Below are 23,765 nucleotides of genomic sequence, written 5' to 3' on the forward strand. Positions count from 1 at the left end.
CGATCTGGCACAACCACAAGACCGGCCAGCCGGTCACGCGATCCCTGACCGCCTACGACCACTAACGATCATTCGGAATGACTCGTCTAGCCGGCGGTCGGCCCGGAGCTGTCGAGTACGGCATGTTCTGTACGTTCGCGTGTACCGGGCTCTGCACTTTCACTCACGCGAACGCCGTCACGGGGAGCAGATCGGCGCGTTCGGATCACGCGACGTCGTCGGCTGCCCTCGTTTCCAGATCTCCGACCGACGTCCCCGGCTTTCGGGCCAGGAGGTACGCCTGCCGGCCTTGCCGGGGCTTCTCCTGCTCGTTGGGCTCGCGGATCAGCCGGGCGTCCACCACGAGCCCGGTCTGGCTCAGCAGCTCAGCGATGCGGTCGGGAGACACCCAGTAGACGTCGAGGGAGAGCTCGTGACCGTATGCATTCTCCAGGTGCCGGTGCTTGTCACCGGCCTTGAAGGCGATCAGCAGATGGCCGCCTGGGGCCAGGACCCGGTGGAACTCTGCGAACACCACCGGCAACAGCTCCGGAGGGGTGTGGACGGTCGAGTACCAGGCGACAATGCCGCCGAGAATGCCGTCGGCCAGTTGCAGGTCGGTCATCGACCCTTCGTCGAACTGCAGGTCCGGGTGTGTGCGACGGGCAACCGCAACCGTCTCCGGCGACAGGTCGACGCCGAACGCGGTCACCCCGAGGGAGTGCAGGTGTGCCGTCACGTGGCCGGGCCCGCAGCCGAGATCAGCTACGGGTCCGGCGTCCGAGGCCTGCGTGAGTTCGGCGAACGCGCCTATCATCGCGCGGCCGTACAGGTCGCCCTCGAACGCGGGGGGCACGAGCTTGGCATAGTCGACGGCAACGGTGTCGTAGGCCACCCGAGTGGCGTGCAGGTAGGTCGGCTCGGTCATAGCCGAGGACAGTAGTGCCTGCTGCTGTCGGTCAGCCGTCTTCGGCGGCTGTGCGTCGGCGGAAGGCGGCTTGGCGGCAGCGCCCCGAGCAGCAGCGAGCGTCTTGACGTCGGTCCGTGCCGGTCGTCCGGCCAACCGAGTCGGACAAGATTGAGCTGAGCGAACACGAACTTCGTGAGATCGCGGGCTACGCGGCCGATTGTGCGCGCAGGGCGCTGTCGATCCTCGAACAGAGTCTTCCTGCTGACACGCGCCCTCGCGCCGCCATCGATGCAGCACACGCTTTCGCTGGGGGCGGCCGGCGCACGGGCGCTCCTCGGCAGAGCGCGTGGGCACTGGCCGTCGTACAGGGTGAGCGACTCCCCTACCAGTGCCTGCGCTGCGCCGAACTCCACCCCGCCCGGCAGCAGTTCCGGCACGATCTTCCCGGGACAGCGCTCGGCCGGTCGGTCCGACGTATGCAGTCCCCGCGCCGGTCGGCCACCCTGGCGACGTCACCCGCATTACGAATGAATCAAGCGGCTCGATGCTCCCTGACGCGGCAGGAGCCAACTCGCCTATGCTCCGGTGGGATTGGAGGTCTACACCACTTCACGCGCCGAGCCCAATGCTGCACACGGCGGCTCCGAACAGGGGGAGAGCGGGCCTGTGACAGGAACGGCTGTGGCGGAGCGGAGCAGGAAGCCCGCCAAGGGAGCCCGCCGGCCGAGCGTGCCGCGGATTGTCCGCAGGTGCATGCATCACGGACTGGTCCTCGTGGCCGCCGCCCTGACCGTGCTGCTCGCCGGCACCGTGCTCGCCGCCATGGTGGCGCTCGCCGGCACGGCCGTGGAGAACGGTGCACAAGCACGGATCGCCGCCGACCCGCAGGGCATTGTGCGGATCTCGGCGCATTACGACGCCCAGGGGGTCCCGCGGGCCGACAGACAGGTGCGGGCCGCGCTGCACGAGGCGTTCGGACGCGTCCCGGTCACGATCCGCACCGCGCTGCGCGCCCCCGCCGCCCGGTCGTTCGACCTGCCGGTACTCGATGCGGCCGGGAAGCCACGGCCGGGCGGCGGGGTCGGGGTCATCGCCCTCGACCCGGTGCGCGAGCATGCCCGGCTGAGCGCCGGCGCATGGCCCGAGGAGGCGGCGGGAGGTGCACCGGACATGCTGCAAACCGCACTGCATGCGGGGTTGGCGCGCCGGCTGCACGCCGAGGTCGGTGACACGGTGGTGCTGTCCGCCTCCGAGGGGCAGAAGGTCAGGCTCGAGGTGACCGGGCTGTGGCACACAGGCAGCCGTGATTCCGGGCTGTTCCGCGGGCTGGCCGGCAGCTCCGGCGGCATCGACAGTCTGGCCGTGGTGTCTGCGCCGGCCTTCGAGGCCAGCCCCGCGCTCTCCGGCGATGCGCTCGCCGGCCGGCTCGCGCTCCCCGTCACCGACGGCATGGCCGCCGAGGAGCTCGGGCCGCTGCGCGACCGCCTCGCCGCGCTGGAGGCCGGCGACCCGGCGCGTACCGTCTTCCGTGGCCGGCCCGCCACCGTGGAGGGAGCTGTCGCCGAGGCGCCGCTGGTGGCCGCCATCGACCGGATCGAAACTCCGATGGCGGTCGCCCGCTCCGGCATGGACATCCCGGCGGCGCTGCTGGCCGCGCTGGCCGCCGCCGCGCTCATCCTCACCGCCCGCCAGCTCACCGCGGGGCATGGTCTTCACCAGCGCGCTGCTCCGCAAGATCGTCACGCCGTGCCCGGCGCCTCGGTGACGGGCAGTCCTGCCGTCAGGCGAAGCTGACAGATTGACAGGTCCATGGCCATTGTCTAGCTTCCTCTCCGGCCGCGGTGCCACACAGCCCCGCGCCCCCGGGAGGATGCACATGGTCGCATCGTTCGTCACTCATCGCGCCCTCGACGGCGGGACGTACCGCCTGGAGGGCAACCTCGATCTGCGGGCGCCGTGCACCTCGGCCGTCGAGGTGGTGGTCGGTGGGCGGCTGGTCGAGTTCACCGCCGGGCCGGCCGCATTGGGCGACGATGTGGCCGCTTCCCTGGGCATCGGTGCACCCGACTCCGAGCTCACCTTCCAGAACGGCACGCTGCGTATCTACGAGTCGATCGAGCGCGAGCCGCGCTCAGGGCTCGTGGAGCGGCCGTTGCTCGTCGTGTGGCGCGGCGAGCACCAGGCACTCGTGACCCGGCTGTACGGCCTGAGCGTGGCCGAAGTGCTCGGGCTGCTGCGGTCGGTGGGCATCGCCGAGAGCGAGTACGGGCTCACTCTCCGGCCCGATCCGTCGGCCGGGAGCGCCTTCGCGCGGCCCGCGACGGTGATCAAGGAGGTGCCCGGCCTCGGGCTGCTGGAGCTGTCCCGGCGGACGAAGGAGCACACCGCCCAGCTTCCGCCCTGGAAGGGCGTGGCGGTGGCGTCCGGTGAGCTGTTCCGCGACACGCTCTCCGACGGCAGTCCGTTCTTCGTGCTCTCCTCCACCGAGATCTGGGCCACGCTGGTGCCGCTGGCGTCGACTTCCGTCGAGCGGGTCCCCGAGCTCGTCGGGCGGCTCGCGCTGCGGCGCACCGGGTGATCCGGCGGTGATCGGCTTCTACGGCGGGCTGACCGCCTCGATCGTCACGCTGAGCCTGCTCGTGGGCGCGGTCTCCCACGCCGCCCGTCCCGCCGCCCTGGGCGAGGCGCTGCGGGCGCACGGCGTGCTGGGACCGCGGTTCCTCCGGTTCGCGGCAGCCGTCGTGCCTTGCGCCGAGGGCGCCTTGGGGGTGGCCGGCGCGGCCGCGCTGCTGACGGTCCACCAGCGAGGGCTGCAGGCCGTACTCGCCGCGGGGACCGTCCTCTTCGGTCTCTACGCCGGCTACACGCGGCACGTCCTCGCCCTCGGTCGCGGGGGTCCGTGCGGCTGTTCGCGCCGGGATGTGCCCCTGAGCCGCTGGGTGACGCGGCGGGCCGCGGGCCTGGCCGGGCTCGCGGCGGCCGGCGCGGTCCTCGCCGGGGCCGGACCGGTACGGGTCTCCGCGGCGGAGCTGGTCACGCTGTTGCTCGCGGCTCCTGCCTGCACAGCGCTGCTGTGGTCCCTGCCCGCCGCCATGCACGAGCCGGTCGCAGTCGCCGTTCGCCAGCCGGCCACGGCCACTGCTCACCAGTCCGCCACGGCCACCGCTCACCAGCCGGCCGCAGCCGACGATCACCTGCCGACCGCGGCCACTGCTCACCGGCCGGCCGAGGCCACCCCGCACCGGACTGCCGAAGGAGTGTCGACGCGATGGACTTCACCACCAGCGCCGTGATCGCCTCGTGGGCGGCGATCGCGCTGCTCGCGCTGGTCGTCTCGGGACTGGTCAGACAGGTGCACCAGCTGTCGCGCGCGCAGCCGCACCGCCCCGGGCGGGTGGGCATCGCACCCGGCGCACCGGCGCCCGGGCTCGAAGCGCCCGGGTTCGACGCGGCCAGGCCGGACGACACGGCCGGGCTCCACGGCCTCCTGACGCCGGGCCGCGCCGCGCTGCTGCTGTTCCTCGACGCCGATTGCAGCACCTGCGTCCAGGTGCTCGCCGAGGCCGGAGCCTGGACGATCCGCCAGGGCCAGGGCCAGGGCCAGGGTTGGGGCCACGGCCAAGGTCCGGGCGACGCCGCCGCCCCACAGGTGCTCGGGCTCTACGCGGGCCCCGCGCCGCAGGCCGGTCAAGGCGCCGTCCCGGTCCGGGGTGGTCGCCCGGAGCTGTTCACGGCGTACGACATCCCCGCCACCCCCTACGCGGTGGCCATCGACGCGAAGGGCCGGATCGCGCGTTCGGAGCCGCTCGGCTCACCCACCGCGCTGCTGCGGTTGCTCGACGACATCCATCCCGCAACGCCGAGGAGCCTGCCGTGACGTCACTGGACGACGTGCCCACTCTGCGCCGGACGGGGAGCGTCGGTCGCCGCTCCCGGACCGGGCGCGGGGCCCTGCCGTCCTTCGCACCGCGCAGGCGCACCGTGCTGCAGGCGGCGACCGCCGCGGGCTTCGCCGTGCTCGGGGTGTTCCCGGCGGCCCGGCAGGCGTACGCCGACGGCTACGACATCTGGACCGGTGCGTGCCCGAGTTACGCCGCGGACCACAACTGCTCGCCGGGCTGCGGGCCCAGCACCGTCTACGCGGACGCGTGCGTGACGTCAGGGGCGAACACCGGCTTCCACCGGTCCGACGGTGTCACGTGGACGCTGCGGCCCAACCAGTGTTACGCCGGCACTTACGACGGCTGGCTGTGGCGCTACAGCGCGGCCTGCGGCAGCTGCGGCTGCGGTATCGAGCGGCGCTGCCACGACGGGTACCGCAACACCGGCTCCGGCTGGGTGAAGTCCATCTGCCGCTGGACCACCGACTGCGACTGCCCCGGCTCCATCACCTGGCCGACCATCGGACGCGGCGCCACCGGGCCCGACGTCCACACCGTCCAGCACCTGCTCACCCACCACGGTCATCCGACGGGTGCCGACGGCATCTTCGGGCCGGACACCGAGGCACGGGCCGAGGAGTTCCAGTCGGCGAACGGACTGAGCCCCACGGGCAGCGTCGGCCCGGCCACCTGGCCGGTACTGGTCGTCACCGTGCGCCAAGGAGACGTGAACGAGGCCGTGCGCGGCGCCCAGCGGCAGCTCAACAAGCACGGCCACGCACTGACGGTCGACGGCAACTTCGGTTCGCTCACGCGGCAGGCCGTCGTCTCGTTCCAGTCCCTTCACGGCCTCACCGCCGACGGCGTCGTCGGCCAGAACACCTGGCGCACGCTGACCGGGACAGTCTAGATGGGCCCCGGGGAGTCCGGCCGCCCCGCGTCCCGGCCGGGCCGCGCCCGTGACGTACGCATGCTGCTCACCGATCCCGCCCTGCCTGTGGCGGCCCTGGGGATGGCGGCGATCGCGACCGCCCTCTACTCCCCCATGCTGACCTGGGCCATCACCGGAGGCTTGGCCGGCTACTCGCTCTCCGGCTCCGTTTGAACGCGCAACAGCGCATTCGCGCTGGCCTCGCCAGGTTGGCGGGCAACGTACAGACAGGCACTGGTACTCGGTGTGTTCACCGTCGGCCTGCTGGCCGGCGGAGTGCTGACGGCCGGGGTGCTGTGGCTCTTCTCCGGTCTCTTCACACCGCTCCCGGCCGGCGGGCGGCAAGGGCTGATCGCGGCCGCCGCACTGCTCGCCGCGCTGCGCGACGCGGGCAGACTGACGCTGCGTCTGCCGCAGAACGCGCGGCAGATACCGCAGGACGTGCTGCGCCGCCATCTGGCGCGCGGCGCCCTGCAGTTCGGCTTCGAGCTCGGTACGGGCGTGCGCACCTACGTCTCGGCGAGCGCGCCGTACGCGATGGCGGTGGCGGTGCTGCTGTCCGGGGGCTCCTACGTGCCCGCCCTGGCCGCCGGACTCGGCTTCGGCGCCGGCCGGGCCCTCACCCCGGCCCTGCGCAGGCTCTCCGGAGACGGGGACCGATGGGACGACCTGCTTGCGCGGCGGCTGAGCGGTATGACCGTCGCGTGCTCCGTGCTGGTCGCCGCCGTCGCCTGGACGGTGCTCCGCTAGGGGCCTGTCGTTCGGATCAGTCGATCGGACAGGGCCGACGGTGGCATCAGCGGCCACCGCCGCGGGCTACGCGGAGGTGGGTACCTCCACCACGCCCGCACGGCTACGGGGAGTCGATGGCTGACGGACCGGGGCGCTCCTCCCGGGCGCGCAGGGCCCAGGAGGAGCAGCGAGGTACGGTGCCGGGACGGGAGCCCGGCACGATCCGAACGACAGGCCCTGGTACTGCACCGGTCAACGTCACGACGGGTTGGCAGGCTCTGGTGACCTGTACTGCATGCTCCGGTCGAGGACCTCATGGCACCCGGTCGTCGGTCGGCGCGGTCGCGCTGCGGCGGGCCCGGATGAGCTCGATCACGGTGTCGGCCGTGCGTTCGAGGTGGCTGCGACCGTCGGGCAGCCTCGCCTCCGCGCTGATGTAGCTGCGCGGCCCGACGTGGGTGGCCGGGTCGAGCCGATGCACGGTGATCTTCCCGGCGCGGCGGGCCCGGTTCCATCCGCTGCCCCGGAACAGCGGCCAGCGCTGCGGGAAGATCCAGGTGCCGATCCGCTCGATCCGGTCGTATGCACTGGTGAGCTGGTGGAGGTGCTCGGCATGGGTGAGGTCGTTGGCGCCGTTGAGGAAGCCGCCGAGCGTGATCAGTACGAGCGGGGAGCGTAGCTGGGTGTGCAGTTCGTCGACCGCGCCGGTGGCGACCTGGGCGCCGCCGCTGTAGCTGAGCAGCACCACGGGGATACCGCTGTCGGGCAGGTATCCGGCCAGCCGGAGCTGAGTGGCGATCTGGCAGCCGACGGCCCGGTTGTACAGCGGGCGGTAGCGGTGGTCGGCGGCGACGAAGATCTGCATGACATTGTGCAGGAACAGCAGCAGTTCGATGCGGCGGCGCAGCCACACCCACACCGGCCGATCAGCCAGCGGGGCCGCCAGCGGCGAGTAGGGCTGCACCTGACCGAGCACCCGCAACTCCGGCGCTCCGGTGATCAGGGCCTTGACCAGCTGGCCGCCGTCCCGAGTATCGCGCACGCGGCGCTTGCCGATGCCGTCGAGGTAGACCAGGTAGGCGTCGGGGGGACTGTCCGGGTCCGCGCCCCGGGCGTAGGGCATGCCCGCCGGAAGCTCGGTGGCGGGGATCCGCCAGCCGGCGCCGTAGGCCAGGACCTCGTAGCGGGCCAGCAGGGCCTCGGCGAGCAGAGCCGGCCCGATCGCGAAGACCCAGAGCAGGAAATGGTTCATACGATCACCTCCCTCGGCTCGGCCGCGCTGATCCTCACGACCAGACGCCGCACGGCCTCCACCGCGACACCGAGGCCGACCCCGGCGACGGCCACGCAGCCCGCGGCGCTCCACCAGCCCAGCCCGGTCGCCGTGGCGAGCGGGCCGGCCAGACCGGCCCCGACCCCGACGAAGAGCAGCAGGTGGAGGAAGGGCCCAAGCAACGGAAAGGCGAGAACGGCAGCGAGCACCAGCGGGGCGAGAAGGCCCGGTGTCCACACCAGCCCGGTGCCTGCCGGTGGCGAGGACAGCACCAGCTCGGCCAGGGTCCACGCGGTCAGCGGCCACAGCGCGAACACCGCACCCTCGACGAGGCCCCCGGCCACCAGCAACGAGGCCACCAAAGTCCGCGGCATACCGGGGCGGCGCACCAAAAGAGGCAGGATGCGCCCCGCGGCCTCCGACACCCCGGCGAACAACAGCAGGACAACAACGGCAAATGACATCACTCAGCCTCCCTGTGACGTTTCGCCGAGAGCCGGCCGACCGACCGAGCCGGCCGCTTGCAGATACCGCCCACCGACAGGGGAACCCCGGCGTACATGGCCTCATGCACGCCGTTCATCCCACCAAGGGTGACGACCAGGGCCACGAGGGCCGGCGCCTCCGGTTGCGGCACGAAACGGCGGGCGAGGACAGCAGACACCGCTCGAGTTCGTCGGCGGCGCGCCGATATCCACCCGCCTCGTGCTGGGCGACCTGCAGCGTGGCCGCGGCCGCCCGGAACCGGGAGTCGTCGAGCAGGCGCCGGGCGAGGGCACGCACGGAGCCCTCGGTGACGTCCTGGGTAGCGATCGACAGGCCGGCGCCGAGCCCGACCACACGACGGGCCACCAACGGCTGGTCGGCGCCCTGCGGGACCACCAGCATCGGAACCCCGGCGTTGAGGGCCTCATTGACGCTGTTCATCCCGCCGTGGGTGACGAACAGCGCCGCGCGGGCCAGCACCTCCGGTTGCGGGACCGAACGGCGGGCGAGCACGTTGGCCGGCAACGGACCCAGCGCGGCGGGATCGGTCTGCCCGGTGGAGACGATCACGGTGCCGCCCAGCGGGGCGAGCGCGGTGGCGAAGCTGCGCAGCAGTCGCGGGCCCGCGTTGAACACCGTGCCCAACGACGCGTACAGCACCGGGTCCTGCAGCCGGTCGACCGGGAACGACGGGTCGACAGGGCGGGCGCCGACACTCGGACCGACGAACCGGTAGGACGGGTCGACACCCTCGACGGCAGGCTGGAACGCCCGCGAGGTGTACACCAGATTGAGCGGCTGGCGGATGTTGCCCAGGTCGAACCAGGGCAGCCCGCGCATGTCGTAGCGTCGCCGCAGCTCCCGGCGCGACCGCACGTAGCCCTGGAGGTTGCGGGGCCGGGCCGTCGCCGAGGCCAGCAGGTCCCACGACCCGCGGGTGGGGCTGGGCACACGCCGGTTGTAGGCGAACGTGGTGAACGACGACACCGCCGGCACCCCGAGTTCACTCGCGGCGACCGCACCCCACAAACAGGCATTGTCGTGAACGATCAGGTCGGGCCGGACACGGCGCAGATCGCTGAGCACAGCGGGCAGCAAGCGAACGGTGGCACCAGCAAGCCCCTCCATCAGCGTGATCGGCATCGGCGGATCGGGCAGCGGCTGATCGCCCCCGGGGTAGAGGCACACCGTCGCGCCGGTGGCCTCGATCTCCTCACGGAACGCGGGCGAGGTGTAGTACGTGACGGAGTGGCCGCGCCGGACAAGCTCGGCCACGACCGGCAGCGTCGGGTTGACGTGCCCGTGCATGGCGATGTTGAGAAACGCGAAGGTACTCACCGGCCGACTCCGCCACGGAGGACCACGCCTCGCCCGGACGACTGGCAGACGGGGCCGAAGGAATGGGCGCGACCACTGGACGAATCGCCGCCGCTGAATCCGAAACGCGCCGACGAGGCTGCTTCTCGGCGACAGGTAACCCTCATGATCCACCCTTCTTCCCACGCCACCGAGTTCGGTGGGCCACGAGTAAGACCGAGTGGCCACCCGACCTGTGACACCGCAGGCCATGCGCCAGGCCACCAGCCATCGGGCTTTGCCTCGCGGGAGTTCCGCCACCAAGGGCGCAGGTGGCGGCGAACCACCGGGACGGACCGTGCGACGCCCCGGACGGATCAACGGCCGTTGCCTGCCCGGCAGGTTGTGCCGGAGGTCTGGTCCTGTGGCAAATGGTGACGGAGTGGACACGTCACGATTGCGGCGCCAAACTCGGCTGAGTCCCCTTGCGGGGAATCAGGACGCAGACGGAGGACCGATGTTGCGACGCGCGCCCCGAACCTCTCATATTGTCATGCCCATGGCGGCGCCAATCGCGCCCGGGTCCGCGCCCGGTTGCGGCGCCTGAACGGCACGTCCGCGTTTGAACTGCGAGTCCGACACGCACCGCTCGTCCCGGCGCGGAGCAGACCCGTCGCGCCGCTCTGCCCCACTTTCCCCCGCATCGAGTAGGAGTGCCCTGATGTCGTCCCGCAAGCTCTGGCGCGTCCGCGCCGCAGCGGCCGTGCTGGCGGTGCTCGCCGGTATCGGCGCATCCGCCGTCCCCGGCCCGGCCCTTGCGGCCGCCCCGCCGGAGAGCCGCCAGGCCGTCACCTTCCACGGCTACCGCATCGAGGTGCCCGCCGACTGGCAGGTGGTCGACCTGGCCGAGAACCCGCGCGCCTGCATCCGGTTCGACAGACCCGCCGTCTACATAGGCGAGCCCGCCGACCAGAACGACTGCCCCGCCCGAGTCGTCGGCCGTACGGCGGGCATCGTCGTGGAGCCCATCACCGCCCGCACCGCCGGCCGGGCGACGGCGGTGACCGCGCGGACACAACGCGGAAAGGCCACCGCCCCGTCCGTCGCGTCCAGCAACGACAGCATCCAGCTCGCGGTCGAGGACGCCGGCGTCCTCGTCACCGCCGCCCACACCCCGGAGACCGAGAGCCTGGTGCGCGGCGTCCTCGCCTCGGCCGAGCTCACCGCGGGCGCCGAGCGCACCGAACTGCCCCGCACCGCGCAGCGCTCCGCCGCCGCGCCCCTGGCCGCCGCCGGGCCACAGCCGGGCAGCTACCTCGGCAAGGGCTTCGACGCCTGCACCGCGCCCTCGCAGGCCGCCATGAACGCCTGGCAGGCGAGCTCGCCGTACAGCGCCGTCGGCGTCTACATCAGCGGCTCCTTCCGCGGCTGCGCACAGCCGAACCTGACAGCAAGCTGGGTGACCAACCAGACCAACAACGGATGGCGTCTGATCCCCATCGACGTCGGCCGCCAAGCGCCGTGCACCAGCTACTCGCTGAAGATGTCCGCCGACCCGGCCACGGCCAAGTCCCAGGGCGTCACCGCGGCGGCCGGCGCCATCACCGCCGCCTCCAACCTCGGCATCCCGGCGGGCAGCGCCATCTACAGCGACATCGAGGCCTACACCTCCACGGCCTCCTGCAAGGCGGCCGTGCTGTCGTACCTGTCCGGCTGGACCGAGCGGCTGCACAGTGGCGGCTACCTGTCGGGCTTCTACTCCAGCGCCGCCTCCGGCATCAAGGACGCCGCCAGCGAGTACAACAACAGCGCCTACACGCGGGTCGACCATCTCTTCTACGCGTGGTGGAACGGCGCCGCCGACACCAACACCGGCACCTACGTACCGGCGAGCTACTGGTCCAACCACCAGCGGATCCACCAGTACGTGGGTGAGGTCACCGAGTCCTACGGCGGCTACTCGATCAACATCGACCGCGACTACCTGGACGTGGGCACCGGCACCCCGCCCGCACCCACCTGCACGGGGGTGAGCCTGGACTTCACCGCGTACACCACCGTCCAGAGCGGCTCGACGGGGAACCTGGTCAAGGCGGCCCAGTGCCTGCTGAAGGCCGCCGGTTACGACCCGGGCGCCCCGGACGGGGACTTCGGCCCCAACACGACCACCGCCGCCAAGAACTTCCAGACCAGCAGGGGCCTCACGGCGGACGGCGTGGTCGGCCCGAAGACCTGGACGGCCCTGCTGTCCCGCGGATCGACCCCCACGCTCCAGAGCGGCTCGACGGGCGAGGCCGTCACGCGATTGCAGCGCGCCCTGACCGCCGCGCTCGGCCGGACGGTGGCCATCGACGGAGACTTCGGCTCGGGCACCGACCAGGCCGTACGCGACTACCAGTCCACGCGCGGGCTGAGCGTCGACGGCCAGGTCGGCCCCGCCACCTGGGGCGCCCTCCAGTCAGGAAAGTGAGCAGAACACTGACCAGGAAAGTGAGGGAGGAATCGTGAGACGACTCGCACGGATCATCGCACTGTTCGCCGCGGTGGCCGGCCTGCTCCTCGGAGCGGGCGTACCCGCCCAGGCCTTCCCCCAGGCCGCGTTCCCGCTGACGAGCAACGGCAACCGGGGCTCCGACGTCGTCGCGCTGCAGCACCTGCTCGCCGCGCACGGCCGCACCGTCGCGGTGGACGGTGTCTTCGGCTCGGGCACGCACAGCGCGGTCGTGGGCTTCCAGCAGGGCAAGGGCCTGACCGCGGACGGCATCGTCGGGCCCGCCACCTGGGGCGCGCTCGCCGTCACCGTACGGCAGGGCGACAACGGGCCCGCGGTGCTGGCCGTCCAGTCGCTCCTCAACGCCAAGCGGGGCGCGGGCCTCACAGCCGACGGGGCGTTCGGGCCGGCCACCGCCACCGCCGTGCGCGCCTTCCAGTCCCATGCGGGAATCGGCGCGGACGGCGTTGTCGGGCCGGTCACCTGGCAGAACCTGCTGTGGCACTACGAGAACATCAATTTCGGCACCGGCACGATGTGCGCGCAGAGCCCCGACGGCAACGCCAACGCCCACTGGGCGACGGCCGGCGCCGTCGGCCAACTGGAAGCGGCCGCAGCCGGGTTCGCCGGTACCGGCAACGGTCGGCTGCCGGTCGGCGACTCGGGCTTCGAGCACGGCGGCGACATACCCGGACACTCCAGCCACGAGGTCGGGATGGACATCGACGTGTGGCCGATCCGGACCGACTCCGCGCAGTGCACGGCGGGGCGTATCACCTGGCAGTCGTCGACGTACGACCGTGCGGCCACCCGCGCGCTCGTGCAGCAGATCCGGGCGAAGGCCCCCGGCCATGTCGAGCTGATCTTCTTCAACGATCCGCAGCTGATCTCGGAGGGGCTGACCACGAGCTACCCGAACCACGACAACCATCTGCACATCCGCTACCGGTGACGCGTCGGCCGCGGGCCCCGGGCATCGCCTGCGGGTCCGCGGCCGCCGATCGCGGTGCGCGGCGGGGCCGAGCTCGTCGCCGCGGCGAGGGCGTCGGCCAGGCCGTCGACCGCGGAGCTCAGCGCACGACGAGCGTCGTGCCGGCGACGGCGGGGACCAGTTCCCCGATGACCGGATGTCCGGGCACCTCCCCGGCGACCAGCAGCCCGCCGGAGGTCTGCGCGTCGGCGAGCAGATGCAACTGGTCGTCGCTCGCCCGTCCCGCGTCCAGATGCGGGCGCACCCAGTCGAGATTGCGCCGCGTACCACCGCTGACGTACCCGGCCCGCAGGGACTCCAGGGCGCCGTCGAGCACGGGGACGGCGGCGGCGTCCACCACGGCGGTGACGCGGCTGGCGCGGGCCAGCTTGTGCAGATGGCCGAGCAGCCCGAACCCGGTCACATCGGTGGCACACACGGCACCGGCCTCCAGGGCCGCGGCACTGGCCCGGTCGTTGAGCGCGGCCATGCCGGCGACGGCGTGCGGGAAGACCTCGCCCGTCCGCTTGTGGCGGTTGTTGAGGATCCCGACACCCAACGGCTTGGTCAGGGTGAGCGGCACACCCGGGCGGCCGGCGTCGTTGCGGAGCAGCCGGTCCGGGTCCACCAGGCCGGTCACGGCCATGCCGTAGAGCGGTTCCGGGCTGTCGATGCTGTGGCCGCCGCCGACGAAGCAGCCGGCCCTGCCTGCGACGTCGAGCGCTCCCGCCAGCACCTCCTGGGCGAGCTCCGCAGGCAGGACGTCCCGGGGCCAGCCCAGCAGGTTGAGCCCGACGAGGGGCCGGCCGCCCATCGCGTAGACGTCGGACAGGGCGTTGGCGGCGGCGATCCGGCCCCAGTCGCGGGCGTCGTCGACGACGGGCGTGAAGAAGTCGGCCGTCGACACCACGGCGGTGCCGTCACCGGTGCGCACGACCGCGGCGTCGTCGCCGTCGTCGAGTCCGACCAACAGCCGGTCCCCGTCGGCGCCCGGGGCCTGTCCGGGGTTCCGGGGCGGCAGCAGTCCCGCGACCATCGTCTCCAGCTCCCCTGGAGGGATCTTGCAGGCGCAGCCGCCACCGCGTGCGTACTGGGTCAGCCGGACAGACTCGGCAGGGCCAACTGTCGTCATACGAAGATTATTTCACGTGACTTCTCCCATGAGGCCTCGGACTTCGGGCCGGGGAGGAATGGGTCCTTGGGCCGGAGCCGCGAAGCGGCGGAGTCTCTCTGCGCAACTGGTCTGGACCAGCGCTTTCGTTCGTTGCCAGTGGTCCCGAGTAGGTTGGGGATCACGACGACAGCGGTGAGGGCCGAGGGGGCCGGGCACGCCCGGTACACCTACCGCCTGCGCGTGTCGTCCTCGCCTGCCTTTCCTGCAAGGAGGCGACAGGGCGGAAGGGCTGTTCCCGGCCCGGCTCCCCCCGGGCCGGGAACGGGACGTCAGCGGTTGTCCGCCTCGGACAGAAGCTGACGGGCGTCGGCGGCGATCAGCTTCGCGGCGTCCGCCGGCAGACCGCCGTGCCGGCCGGCCAGCTCCGCGGTCTTCGCCAGCAGGGCGTACTTGCCCCCGGCAAGCTCGGAGAGCAGCACGGACACGGTGGTCGGCTTGCCCTGCGAGGTCAGGATCAGGTGACCGAGGCCGGCCTGGTCGGCCTTGACCGTGAAGGTGCTGGTGGCCGTGGCGGTACCCGAGGCACCGGTCGCCTTGACGGTCACGGTGTGTTCACCGGCGGCCAGCTTCGTCAGATCCAGCGCCTGCCCGGCCTTGTGGGCCACGCCGTCCACGGCAATTTCCGTCTGCGTGGCATCCGCGTTGTCGGTGTCCACGGCAAGAACGGGGCGCTGGGCGCGGTCCAACACGGCGCCGTCGGCCGGCGAGGTGACGGCCGCTGCCGTCTGCGGAGTGACCTGCTGCGCCTTGGCCTGGCTCCAGCCGGTCAGCTCGGTGGGCCGGTTGGTGATGATCGCGTCGACGCCGTACTCGTCGTATTGCTTCCACTTCGCGGCGGAGTCGATCGTCCAGACCATGGTGGCCACGCCGGCCTTGTGCAGCTCCGCCACGGCCTCCGGCCGGGCCTCCAGGGCGCCGCCGCTGGGGTTGTAGGAGGTCAGGTGCAGGTCCTTGGCCACGGCCACCGGGTCGGCGTGCAGGCTGCCGGTGAGCAGACCGAGCGGCAGCTCCGGCGCCAGCTCGTACACCCAGCGCAGGTGGTCCTGGCTGAAGCTCTGCACGAAGACGCGGTCGGTCATCTTCTCGGCGCGCACAACGTCCATCATCTTGGCGACCTGCTCCTTGGTGTCCGCCCGCTTGACCTCCAGGAGCAGGTTGCCGCCGCGGGTACGCAGGTCGGCAAGTTGCTGGGCGAGCGTGGGGACGCGCGCGCCGACGAAGGCAGGGGCGAACCAGGAGCCGGCGTCCAGCCCGTCGATCTGCGTCGAGGTCAGGGTGGTGATGTCGCCGGTGCCGTCGGTGGTGCGGTCGACGGTGTTGTCGTGCATCAGGTACGGCACGCCGTCCTTGCTGAGCTGCACGTCGTTCTCGATGAAGTCGGCGCCGCCGCGGCGGCCGATCTCCTGGGCGTACATGGTGTTCTCCGGAGCGGCGGAGGAAGCACCGCGGTGCGCGATGACGGTCACCGGGGCGCCCTCGGGGCGCAGGTAGCCGTTCGGGCCGAGCGCGGTGACCCTCACGTCGTCGAAGGAGACCTTCGCGCCGTTGACCACGAAGGCGAGGCCGCCGTCGGCGGAGCGCTGGAGTTGGTTGGTCTTCATCAGCTGCTTGCCGTCGAGGAACCAGGCGGCCTGGTGGCCGTGCACCTCGATGCGGACCTTGACGTCCCGTCCGGTCGCGGCGGCCTGCGGGGCGGAGGTGGTGTTGGTGACGTTCCACGCGCCGGCCGGGGTCAGCTGCGCGAACTCCACGCCGTTGGACGCGGTGCTGCCGCTGCGCAGGGTGGCGATCCACCAAGGAGTGGCTCCGGAGGCCGGCACGTCCAGGCCCAGTGCGAACCAGCGGGTGGCCTCGTTGACGGACTCGAAGCGCGCGGTCGCCTCGAACCGGTAGTTCTTCAGGTGCGAGCCGAAGGTCAGCTTCTTGGTGCCGGAGGCAGCGGAGCCGACCAGCCGACCATTGTGCACCTGCCACTCCCCGTCGATGGCCCGCCAACCGGCGGGAAGCGCACCGGAGTCGAAGTTCTCGGAGACGACGACGTCGCCCGGCTCGACAGCGGGGTCGGCGTGGGCGGACGGGGCGAGGGACAGCAGCGCGAGAGAGCCGACGGCGGCCAGCGCGGTAGCGACGCCGGCCGGTCGGGACTGGGAACGGGAGATCATGACGACGAAGCTAGAAGGCTTTGTCGTCCGGTGAGCATCTTGATCGTGAAAGATCGGGAAACCGCAGGCTGGTGAAGGGAGACCGCAGCCTCCGCTCGGCAGCCGGAAACCGCGCCGACCATCTGCCGGCCCGCCGGACCGCTGGCAACACGAGCGAGGAATCCCCTCCCCTTCAGGGAGGAAGAGGAGTCAACTCTTGCCCCGGCAGCGTACGGGGATCACAATCGTGCCCCGGAGGCGTTGGGCGGGCTGGTGCCCCTCCCGATCTTCAAAATCGGTGTGGTCCGGAAACCGGGCCAGGCGGGTTCGATTCCCGTCCGCCTCCGCTGACTTCGATCGGGGTGGCGCGGGTGGCGGACGGGCATCGGCAGCCGCCGGCGGATCCCCGGCGACAGGTGCCGAGCACCACGCTGCTGCTCGGCGATCCCAGGCTGCGCGAGGCGTCCGCGCAGTTGGGCAGGACCGTCGTCAAGGCCGCGGTCGCCACCGCCCAGCAGGCCGTACGCGAAGGACGGATCGGGCCGGACGACGCCGTCGGTGCCGCGCTTGCCGCGCTCCCCGCAGGCGCGTCCGGGCTGAGCCCCGTGCACAACGCCACCGGCGTGGTGCTGCACACGAATCTGGGGCGGGCTCCGCTGTCGCGGTTCGCGCTGGAGGCGATGGCGGCGGCCGGCGGATACACGGACGTCGAACTGGACCTGAGCACCGGCAGACGGGCGTCGCGCGGCCGCAGTGCCATGGCGGCCCTGCGGGAGGCGGTACCGGCCGCCGAGGCCGTGCACGTGGTCAACAACGGAGCCGCCGCCCTCGCCCTGGCCGTGGCGACGCTGGCCCCGGGGCGCGACGTCCTGCTCAGCCGGGGCGAGTTCGTGGAGATCGGTGACGGCTTCCGGATACCAGAGCTGCTGGCCTCCTGCGGCGCCCGGATACGCGAGGTCGGCACCACCAATCGGACCCGGCTCGACGACTACGGGGACGCCGTCGGCCCGGACACCGGATTCATCCTCAAGATCCACCCGTCGAACTTCACGGTGAGCGGCTTCACCCGGGGCGTGGATGCGGGAGAACTGGCGTCGCTGGGCCTGCCCGTGGTGGTCGACATCGGATCAGGTCTCCTCGCGCCGGACCCGGTGCTGCCGGGCGAGCCGGACGCGGCCACGACGCTGCGCGCCGGGGCCACGCTGGTGACCGCCAGCGGAGACAAGCTGCTGGGCGGTCCGCAGGCAGGGCTGGTCCTCGGCCGGGCTGCCCTGGTGGAGCGGATGCGCCGCCATCCGCTGGCCCGTGCCCTGCGCGTGGACAAGTTCACCCTGGCCGCGCTGGAGGCGACGCTGCGCGGTCCCGAGCCACCCGTGCACGCCGCCGTGCACATGCCGCTGCCGCAGCTGCGCGTACGGACGCTGCGCCTGGCCGAGGGCGCTGCGCGGCGGGGCCTGGACGCGCGCGTCGTGCCCTGCGAGGCGGTGGTCGGAGGAGGCGGCGCCCCTGGGACCGCTCTGCCGTCCTGTGCGCTCAGCCTGCCCGACGACCTGGCGGCGCCGCTGCGCACCGGTGAACCTGCCGTGCTGGGCCGGGTGGTGCGCGGCCGGCTGCTGCTGGACCTGCGGTGTGTGCCGGAGGCGTGCGACGACGATGTCCTCGCCGCGGTGCTGCGCGCGGCGGGTCGGTGAGCATGCGGGTCATCGCGACCGCCGGGCATGTCGACCACGGCAAGAGCACCCTGATCCACGCGCTGACCGGCACCCACCCCGACCGGCTGGCGGAGGAACGGCGCCGTGGTCTGACCATCGACCTGGGCTTCGCATGGATGGATGTGCCCTCGGGCGAGCGGCTCGCGTTCGTCGACGTCCCAGGACACGAGAGGTTCGTCCCCACCATGCTGGCCGGCGTGGGGCCCGTGCCCGCCGTGCTGTTCGTCGTCGCCGCGGACGAGGGCTGGAAGCCGCAGTCCGCCGAGCACCTCGCCGCCGTGGACGCCCTGGGCGTACGGCACGGACTGCTCGCCGTCACCCGTTGCGACCTGGCCGACCCCGGCCCCGCCACGGCACAGGCACTGGAGCGGATCCGGTCCAGCACCCTCGACGGCGTCGAGGCCGTGGCCGTCAGCGCCCGCACCGGCGCGGGCCTTGCCGAGCTGCGCGCCGGCCTCGGCCGGCTGGCCGCGCGGCTGCCGGACGGGGACGCCGACGCCCCGGTGCGGCTGTGGATCGACCGCTCCTTCACCGTGCGCGGCAGCGGGCTGGTGGTCACCGGCACGCTCGGTGCGGGGCGGATCCGGCGGGGCGACGTCCTGGTGACCGCCCGCTCCGGCCGTTCCGTGCGCGTCAGGGCGCTGCAGGCCCTCGGCGAGGAGACCGGCCTGGTACGGGCAACCGCCCGGGTCGCCGTCAACCTCCGCGGTCTTGAGAAGGAGTCGACCGGCCGCGGCGACGCACTGCTCACCCCCGACAGCTTTCTCCCCTGCCTGCGCTGCGACGTGCGCGTGCACGGCGGAACACCGGCCGCTGCGCTGCCCCGCACCGCTGTGGCCCACATCGGCTCGGCGGCCGTGCCGGTACGCGTACGGCCGCTCGGTGCGGACGTCGTCCGGCTGACGCTTCCGGCGCCGCTGCCGCTGCGCATCGGTGACCGCGCGGTGCTGCGCGATCCCGGTCTGCGGCGGGTGCTGGCCGGCCTGACGGTTCTCGACCCTCGGCCACCGGACCTGCGGCGCCGCGGCGCCGCGGCACGGCGGGCGGCCGAGCTGGGCGACGCTCGCGGCACTCCGAGCGAGGCGGACGAGCTACGGCGGCGACTGCTCGTCAGGCGCGGGGAGCTGACCGCGATGGGGGTGGCCGTCCACACCACGCCGGTCGCCGGCGACTGGCTCGCCGAGCCCGCCCACTGGACCGCCCTGCGCGCCCGGTTGGCCGAACTGGTCGCCGCTTTCCTCTCTGAGCGGCCCACCGAGGAGGGCGTACCGGTGGAAACCGCTCGGCACCGTCTCGGGCTGCCCTCCGCTTCCCTCGTGGAGGCACTGGTCGCACCGCCCTTGCAGGTGAGCCGCGGACGCGTGACCGCCGGGCCCCCGGCACTGCCCGCCGCTGTTGCGGACGCGGTGCGCCGACTCACCACCGAGCTCGCTGGCCGGCCGTTCGCCGCCCCCCACTCCCAGCGGCTCGCGGAACTCGGCCTCGGCCACCGCGAGCTCGCCGCGGCGGTCCGCCACGGAGCGGTACTGCGGCTCGCGGAGCACGTGGTGCTGCTGCCGGACGCCCCCCGGCTGGCGGCCGACCGACTGAGCGAACTCGACCAGCCGTTCACCGTGGGAACGGCGAGCCGTGCCCTGGACACCACCCGACGCGTCACCGTTCCCCTGCTGGAGCACTGCGACGGTCAGGGCATCACCCAGTTGCTTCCCGACAAGCGCCGCCGGTGCGCACCGCGCACCAGGCCGGCGCATGTCACCGCAGCACCCTGAACCCCGTGTTCCCGCTGGAGCTGTCCGGCGTGTTGCCCATGCGGGCCGAGGTGCGGTAGCGGAGGCAGTACGACTCGTGGCACATGTGGGACCCGCCTTTGAGGACCCGCGCGCCCGGGGCGAAGAGGTCCGCGCACCACTCCCACACGTTGCCCGTCGTGTTGAACAGGCCGTAGCCGTTCGGCGGGAAGGCGTCCACGGGGCAGGTGCCGGGGTAGCCGTCCGCCGCGGTGTTCCGGTCCGGGAAGGCACCGCGGAAGATGTTCATGCGGTACTCGCCGGCCGGGTCGCGTTCGTCGCCCCAGGGGAACGGCTTGGCCTCCAGGCCGCCGCGGGCCGCGTACTCCCACTCGGCCTCGGTGGGGAGTCGCGTCCCGGACCAACGACAGTACGCGAGGGCGTCGTTGTGGGAGACGTGCACCACCGGGTGGTCCCTGCGGCCCAGCACGTCCGAGCCGGGCCCCTCCGGGTGGCGCCAGTCGGAGGTGTGGACCTGGCGCCACCAGGGGGTGGCGGCGGCAGCGCGTGTGGGCGGGAAGCCGTCCGGGAGAAAGCCTGCGAAGACGAAGGACCAGCCGAAGCGTTCGGCGTCCGTGCGGTAGCCGGTGGCGTCGGCGAAGGCTGCGAACTCCCTGTTGGTGACGGCCGTGGCACTGATGGTGAAGGGGTCGACCGTCACCTCGCGCACCGGTCCCTCGCCGTCCGCCGGATACGGGGCGTCCTCGCTGCCCATCAGCAAGGCGCCGCCGGGCAGTTCGCGCCAGCCGCCGTGAGGTTCCACGGTCGTGGCGGCGTCCGGGGTCGGTGACGCTGCCGGCGGACTCCCCTGCCGCTCTCGCTTCGGGGCGCAGCACGCAGACAGGCCCGGGCCGTTGCTCACGCTCGTCGTGCTCCCGCTCCGGCAACGGTGAAGATGCCGTACGCGAAGCCCGCGGTCCTGACCAGTCCGTCGTGCACCTCGACGCCCGACGCCTCCACCGGGTCGCCCCCGATTCCTTCGGGGAGTGTGAACTCCGCCTTCTCCCGGCGGGGGTTGATCACGATCAGATAGCGACCGCCTCGCACGTACACGAGCGGGTAGGCGGTGTGCAGCACCTCGACTTCGCCCGAACTACCCAGTTCCGGCGTGGCCTTGCGCAGCGCGATCAGGCGGCGCACCAGATGCAGCAGGGAGGTGGGGTCCGCGCGCTGGGCGGTGACCGTGGGGCGGGCCGGGTCCGGGTCCATGGGGAGGTAGAGGTCTTCGGCGGGGGCCGTGGAGAAGCCGGCGTTCTCGGTGTCGTCCCACTGCATGGGGGTGCGCGAACCGGCGCGGTTGTAGCGGGCGCCGAGGACGCTGCCCTCGTGCTCGGGCAGGCCGGGGACGTAGCGCATGCCGATCTCGTCGCCGTAGTACACGGCCGGGAGGGTCGGCCAGGTCAGCTGGAAGGCGAAGGCTGCGGGCAGTTGCTCGGCGGTGCGCGGGCCGCAGGCGAGTCGGGAGAAGTCGTGGTTGGCGGTGGGGAGCGCGACGAAGCCGCCGCGGCCGGCGGCGGAGATCGCACCCGTGGCGGTCCGCCAGCCGTCGAGGAAGGTCTGCGGGGAGCCGGCGCCTTCTTCGCCGAAGTAGGGCTCCAGCGGGGCCCATGCCTCGCTCACGGTGCCGGTGTTGTTGTTCCACAAGGAGCGCAGCTTCAGACCGTCGTCGTCGGCGCCGAACTGCAGGAAGAAGTCGGCGTGGAAGCCTGCCGGTACGGAGACGGCCGGGTCGCCCCACTCGGAGAGCAGTGCCGCCTGCGGGTGCGTCCTGTCCAGCCAGTCACGCAGTTCGCGCCAGAGCCTGGCCGATTCGGCGTGGCCGGGGTCGTCCTTGACGAGCGAGGCGGCCATGTCGACGCGGAAGCCGGCGAGGCCCAGGTCGAGCCAGTGGTCCATGATCTCGCGCAGTGCCTGGCGGTTGGCGCGCGGTCCTTCGGCGTCTGTCGGCTGGCGCCAGGGCTCGTCCGGGTTCGTGCGCGCGTAGCCGAAGTTGAGGGCGGGCTGGCTGGGGAAGAAGTTCGGCTTGTACCAGCCGGGGCGGGTGCCGGGCGATGGCTGGAAGCCGTCGCCGGGGTGCTCGTCGGCCGGGGTCCAGATGTAGCGGTGGTCGGACGGGTCGTTCGCGGACGCGGTGAACCAGGGGTGCTGGTCCGAGGTGTGGCCCGCCACCAGGTCGAGCAGCACGCGGATGCCCCTGCTCCGGGCGCTGTCGACGAGCTTGGCGAGGCTGTCATTGGTGCCGTAGCGGGGGGCCACGGTGAAGTAGTCGGACACGTCGTAGCCCGCGTCCTCGAACGGCGAGGCGAAGCAGGGGTTGAGCCAGACGGTGTTCACGCCGAGCCAGGCGAGGTGCTCGAGCTTCTGCTCGATGCCGGCGAAGTCGCCGATGCCGTCGCCGTCCGCGTCGGCGAAGCTCTGCGGGTAGATCTGGTACAGAACGGCGTCGGCGAGCCACTCGGTTGCCGGGCGGGCGTCGCGATCCGGGCGGGTTGTCGTCATGGGGTCGCTTCCCTTCAGGAAGAGCAGGAGGAGATGGACGGGGCGGCGGCCGTCGCGGGCAGCAGGCCCTCCGGGGTGTCGCCGAAGTGGCGCTGGAGTTCGGCGAGCCGGACGGTCAGCTTCTCCACCAGGTCCGCGTGCTGCGGATCGTCGTAGAGGTTGTGCAACTCGTTCGGGTCCGCCGTGAGGTCGAACAACTCCCAGGCCGGTGTGCGCGGGGCGTCCTTGGCCCCGTCGGCGCCGGAGCCGTGGCCGGGGTAGTGGATGAGCTTGTGCGTCCGGGTACGGATGCCGTAGCAGGCCTGGACGTTGTGGCAGACGTCCAGGTGCATGTAGTAGCGGTAGTAGACGGCGTCCCGCCAGACGCCCGTCGCGTCGCCCCGGTCGTCGCCCTTCAGCAGCGGCACGAGCGACCGGCCCTGCATCCGCGGGTGCGGGGGCAGGCCGGCCATGTCCAGCAGGGTGGGGGCGTAGTCGATGTTCGCCACCAGCTCCTCGTGGCGGGAGCCGGCCTTTGCGACGCCGGGCCAGCGGAGCACCAGCGGGATGCGCATGCCCTCCTCGTACATGAAGCGTTTGTCGAACCAGCCGTGCTCGCCGAGGAAGAAGCCGTGGTCGGAGGTGTACGCGACGGCGGTCGACGCGTCCAGGCCGGTGACGTCCAGGTAGTGCAGCACCCGGCCCACGTTCTCGTCGAGTGCGGCGACGACCCGGAGGTAGTCCTTGATGTAGCGCTGGTAGCGCCACTCGCGCTCTTCGCGCGGCGACAGCCCCGGCGGAACCGGTACACCCTTGAGGTCCTCGTCGGTGAGGTCCTCCATGCTCATCTCGGCCTCGCGGGCGGCGGGAGCGCGGCCGTCCAGGTCGTCGTGCAGGGTGGGCGGTACGGGAATGTCCTCGTGCTCGTACAGATGCGTGTGGCGCTCGGCCGGTTCGAACGCGCGGTGCGGGGCCTTGTGCTGGACGAGCAGGCAGAACGGCTTGTCGGGGTCCCGCTTGTCGAGCCAGTTCAGCGCGAGGTCGGTGATGATGTCGGTGACATAGCCGGGGTACTTCTTCCTGCCCTCGGCGGTGACGAGATCGGGGTCGTTGTAGACGCCGTGCTCGGGCAGGATCTCCCAGTAGTCGAAGCCCTGGGGGTCGTGGTCCGCGCCGTGCCCGAGGTGCCACTTTCCGACGATGGCCGTCTGGTAGCCGGCTTCCTGCAGCATCTTCGGGAACGAGGGCTGGCTCGCGTCGAACTTGTGGGTGGGGCCCTCCAGCGAGGTCATGCCGTTGACATGGCTGTAGGTGCCGGTGAGCAGGGTGGCCCGGGCGGGCGAGCAGATCGCGTTGGTGCAGAAGGTGTTGTCGAAGACGGTTCCCTCGGCGGCGAGCCGGTCCACCGCCGGGGTCTTGTTGATGACGCTGCCGTAGGCACCGATGGCGGCCGGGGCGTGGTCGTCGGTCATGAAGAGGATGATGTTCGGCCGCCGTGGAGCGGTAGCGGTCATGATCGGTGGT

At 72.2% G+C, this 23,765-nt stretch carries 20 protein-coding genes, 1 tRNA gene and 1 pseudogene; 13 read left to right on the top strand and 9 right to left on the bottom strand.

Features of this window, described 5'->3' with window-relative positions:
- Positions 1-205: 205 nt before the first annotated feature.
- On the bottom strand, positions 206-907 hold the full coding sequence (locus ACWCP0_RS38585) for a class I SAM-dependent methyltransferase (protein WP_451083397.1): 702 nt from the start codon (positions 905-907) through the stop codon (positions 206-208).
- 116 nt (positions 908-1,023) lie between these two features.
- Between ACWCP0_RS38585 and ACWCP0_RS38590 the strand changes: the two are divergent.
- The 8 genes and pseudogenes from ACWCP0_RS38590 to ACWCP0_RS38625 all read left to right on the top strand — a co-directional run.
- Positions 1,024-1,233, top strand: a pseudogene (locus ACWCP0_RS38590) (putative immunity protein); the annotation flags it as partial.
- Between the two features lie 409 nt (positions 1,234-1,642).
- Positions 1,643-2,683 carry a hypothetical protein gene (locus ACWCP0_RS38595; protein ID WP_451083398.1) on the top strand — a complete coding sequence of 347 codons (1,041 nt, stop codon included), beginning with the start codon at positions 1,643-1,645 and terminating at the stop codon, positions 2,681-2,683.
- An 82-nt stretch (positions 2,684-2,765) separates the two neighbouring features.
- Entirely contained in the window at positions 2,766-3,467 is a 702-nt protein-coding gene (locus tag ACWCP0_RS38600; RefSeq protein WP_451083399.1) for a hypothetical protein, read from the top strand.
- 7 nt (positions 3,468-3,474) lie between these two features.
- Positions 3,475-4,182, top strand: a complete 708-nt coding sequence (locus tag ACWCP0_RS38605; RefSeq protein WP_451083400.1) for a MauE/DoxX family redox-associated membrane protein — start codon at positions 3,475-3,477, stop codon at positions 4,180-4,182.
- Entirely contained in the window at positions 4,158-4,766 is a 609-nt protein-coding gene (locus ACWCP0_RS38610; protein WP_451083401.1) for a hypothetical protein, read from the top strand. The genes ACWCP0_RS38605 and ACWCP0_RS38610 overlap by 25 nt, the downstream gene beginning before the upstream one ends.
- Complete coding sequence (locus ACWCP0_RS38615) at positions 4,763-5,680, top strand: peptidoglycan-binding domain-containing protein (protein WP_451083402.1); 918 nt, start codon at positions 4,763-4,765, stop codon at positions 5,678-5,680. Before ACWCP0_RS38610 ends, ACWCP0_RS38615 begins: the two co-directional genes overlap by 4 nt.
- Positions 5,681-5,875, top strand: a complete 195-nt coding sequence (locus ACWCP0_RS38620; protein ID WP_451083403.1) for a hypothetical protein — start codon at positions 5,681-5,683, stop codon at positions 5,873-5,875.
- 72 nt (positions 5,876-5,947) lie between these two features.
- A complete protein-coding gene (locus tag ACWCP0_RS38625) occupies positions 5,948-6,451 on the top strand; it encodes a hypothetical protein (RefSeq protein WP_451083404.1) in 504 nt (167 codons plus the stop codon).
- A gap of 295 nt (positions 6,452-6,746) precedes the next feature.
- On the opposite strand, the gene ACWCP0_RS38630 is transcribed toward ACWCP0_RS38625, so the two are convergent.
- The 3 genes from ACWCP0_RS38630 to ACWCP0_RS38640 form a co-directional block, all read right to left on the bottom strand.
- Positions 6,747-7,685 carry a hypothetical protein gene (locus ACWCP0_RS38630; RefSeq protein WP_451083405.1) on the bottom strand — a complete coding sequence of 313 codons (939 nt, stop codon included), beginning with the start codon at positions 7,683-7,685 and terminating at the stop codon, positions 6,747-6,749.
- Positions 7,682-8,170 (bottom strand): hypothetical protein, encoded by a 489-nt coding sequence (locus tag ACWCP0_RS38635; RefSeq protein ID WP_451083406.1) that lies wholly within the window; start codon positions 8,168-8,170, stop codon positions 7,682-7,684. Before ACWCP0_RS38635 ends, ACWCP0_RS38630 begins: the two co-directional genes overlap by 4 nt.
- A 115-nt stretch (positions 8,171-8,285) precedes the next feature.
- Positions 8,286-9,530: a macrolide family glycosyltransferase gene (locus ACWCP0_RS38640; protein ID WP_451083407.1), complete on the bottom strand. Its 1,245-nt coding sequence runs from the start codon at positions 9,528-9,530 to the stop codon at positions 8,286-8,288.
- Between the two features lie 679 nt (positions 9,531-10,209).
- Here ACWCP0_RS38640 and ACWCP0_RS38645 point away from each other — a divergent pair.
- Positions 10,210-11,958 carry a glycoside hydrolase domain-containing protein gene (locus tag ACWCP0_RS38645; protein ID WP_451083408.1) on the top strand — a complete coding sequence of 583 codons (1,749 nt, stop codon included), beginning with the start codon at positions 10,210-10,212 and terminating at the stop codon, positions 11,956-11,958.
- Positions 11,959-11,992: 34 nt separating this feature from the next.
- On the top strand, positions 11,993-12,931 hold the full coding sequence (locus ACWCP0_RS38650) for a penicillin-insensitive murein endopeptidase (RefSeq protein WP_451083409.1): 939 nt from the start codon (positions 11,993-11,995) through the stop codon (positions 12,929-12,931).
- Positions 12,932-13,049: 118 nt separating this feature from the next.
- On the opposite strand, the gene selD is transcribed toward ACWCP0_RS38650, so the two are convergent.
- Together selD and ACWCP0_RS38660 are read right to left on the bottom strand one after the other, a co-directional pair.
- Positions 13,050-14,081 (bottom strand): selenide, water dikinase SelD, encoded by a 1,032-nt coding sequence (gene selD / locus ACWCP0_RS38655; RefSeq protein WP_451083410.1) that lies wholly within the window; start codon positions 14,079-14,081, stop codon positions 13,050-13,052.
- Positions 14,082-14,392: 311 nt separating this feature from the next.
- Positions 14,393-16,285 carry a glycerophosphodiester phosphodiesterase family protein gene (locus ACWCP0_RS38660; protein WP_451083411.1) on the bottom strand — a complete coding sequence of 631 codons (1,893 nt, stop codon included), beginning with the start codon at positions 16,283-16,285 and terminating at the stop codon, positions 14,393-14,395.
- Positions 16,286-16,518: 233 nt separating this feature from the next.
- On the opposite strand from ACWCP0_RS38660, the gene ACWCP0_RS38665 reads away from it, so the two are divergent.
- The 3 genes from ACWCP0_RS38665 to selB all read left to right on the top strand — a co-directional run bounded on the left by ACWCP0_RS38665 (position 16,519) and on the right by selB (position 19,745).
- Positions 16,519-16,612 (top strand) — tRNA-Sec (locus ACWCP0_RS38665).
- Positions 16,613-16,680: 68 nt separating this feature from the next.
- Positions 16,681-17,955: an L-seryl-tRNA(Sec) selenium transferase gene (gene selA, locus ACWCP0_RS38670; protein WP_451083412.1), complete on the top strand. Its 1,275-nt coding sequence runs from the start codon at positions 16,681-16,683 to the stop codon at positions 17,953-17,955.
- 2 nt (positions 17,956-17,957) lie between these two features.
- A complete protein-coding gene (gene selB / locus ACWCP0_RS38675; protein WP_451083413.1) occupies positions 17,958-19,745 on the top strand; it encodes a selenocysteine-specific translation elongation factor in 1,788 nt (595 codons plus the stop codon).
- Here selB and ACWCP0_RS38680 read toward each other — a convergent pair.
- Genes ACWCP0_RS38680 through ACWCP0_RS38690 form a run of 3 tightly spaced genes read right to left on the bottom strand, consistent with a single transcriptional unit; the run spans position 19,729 to position 23,755 of the window.
- Entirely contained in the window at positions 19,729-20,625 is an 897-nt protein-coding gene (locus ACWCP0_RS38680) for a formylglycine-generating enzyme family protein (protein WP_451083414.1), read from the bottom strand. The two genes, selB and ACWCP0_RS38680, sit on opposite strands and share 17 nt — an antisense overlap.
- Positions 20,622-22,262, bottom strand: coding sequence for an alpha-amylase family glycosyl hydrolase (locus ACWCP0_RS38685; protein WP_451083415.1), 1,641 nt, complete (start codon positions 22,260-22,262; stop codon positions 20,622-20,624). Before ACWCP0_RS38685 ends, ACWCP0_RS38680 begins: the two co-directional genes overlap by 4 nt.
- A 14-nt stretch (positions 22,263-22,276) precedes the next feature.
- Positions 22,277-23,755 (bottom strand): sulfatase family protein, encoded by a 1,479-nt coding sequence (locus ACWCP0_RS38690; protein WP_451083416.1) that lies wholly within the window; start codon positions 23,753-23,755, stop codon positions 22,277-22,279.
- Positions 23,756-23,765 lie beyond the last annotated feature (10 nt).

Source organism: Streptomyces sp. NPDC001970 (assembly GCF_053594115.1).

Coding starts and splice junctions, on each gene's coding strand:
- selB (WP_451083413.1), top strand. CDS start 17,958: ATGCGGGTCATCGCGACCGCCGGGCATGTCGACCACGGCAAGAGCACC.
- ACWCP0_RS38685 (WP_451083415.1), bottom strand. CDS start 22,262: ATGACGACAACCCGCCCGGATCGCGACGCCCGCCCGGCAACCGAGTGG.
- ACWCP0_RS38690 (WP_451083416.1), bottom strand. CDS start 23,755: ATGACCGCTACCGCTCCACGGCGGCCGAACATCATCCTCTTCATGACC.
- ACWCP0_RS38595 (WP_451083398.1), top strand. CDS start 1,643: ATGCATCACGGACTGGTCCTCGTGGCCGCCGCCCTGACCGTGCTGCTC.
- selD (WP_451083410.1), bottom strand. CDS start 14,081: ATGACGACAGTTGGCCCTGCCGAGTCTGTCCGGCTGACCCAGTACGCA.
- ACWCP0_RS38585 (WP_451083397.1), bottom strand. CDS start 907: ATGACCGAGCCGACCTACCTGCACGCCACTCGGGTGGCCTACGACACC.
- ACWCP0_RS38610 (WP_451083401.1), top strand. CDS start 4,158: ATGGACTTCACCACCAGCGCCGTGATCGCCTCGTGGGCGGCGATCGCG.
- ACWCP0_RS38660 (WP_451083411.1), bottom strand. CDS start 16,285: ATGATCTCCCGTTCCCAGTCCCGACCGGCCGGCGTCGCTACCGCGCTG.
- ACWCP0_RS38630 (WP_451083405.1), bottom strand. CDS start 7,685: ATGAACCATTTCCTGCTCTGGGTCTTCGCGATCGGGCCGGCTCTGCTC.
- ACWCP0_RS38620 (WP_451083403.1), top strand. CDS start 5,681: ATGGGCCCCGGGGAGTCCGGCCGCCCCGCGTCCCGGCCGGGCCGCGCC.
- ACWCP0_RS38645 (WP_451083408.1), top strand. CDS start 10,210: ATGTCGTCCCGCAAGCTCTGGCGCGTCCGCGCCGCAGCGGCCGTGCTG.
- ACWCP0_RS38600 (WP_451083399.1), top strand. CDS start 2,766: ATGGTCGCATCGTTCGTCACTCATCGCGCCCTCGACGGCGGGACGTAC.
- ACWCP0_RS38635 (WP_451083406.1), bottom strand. CDS start 8,170: ATGTCATTTGCCGTTGTTGTCCTGCTGTTGTTCGCCGGGGTGTCGGAG.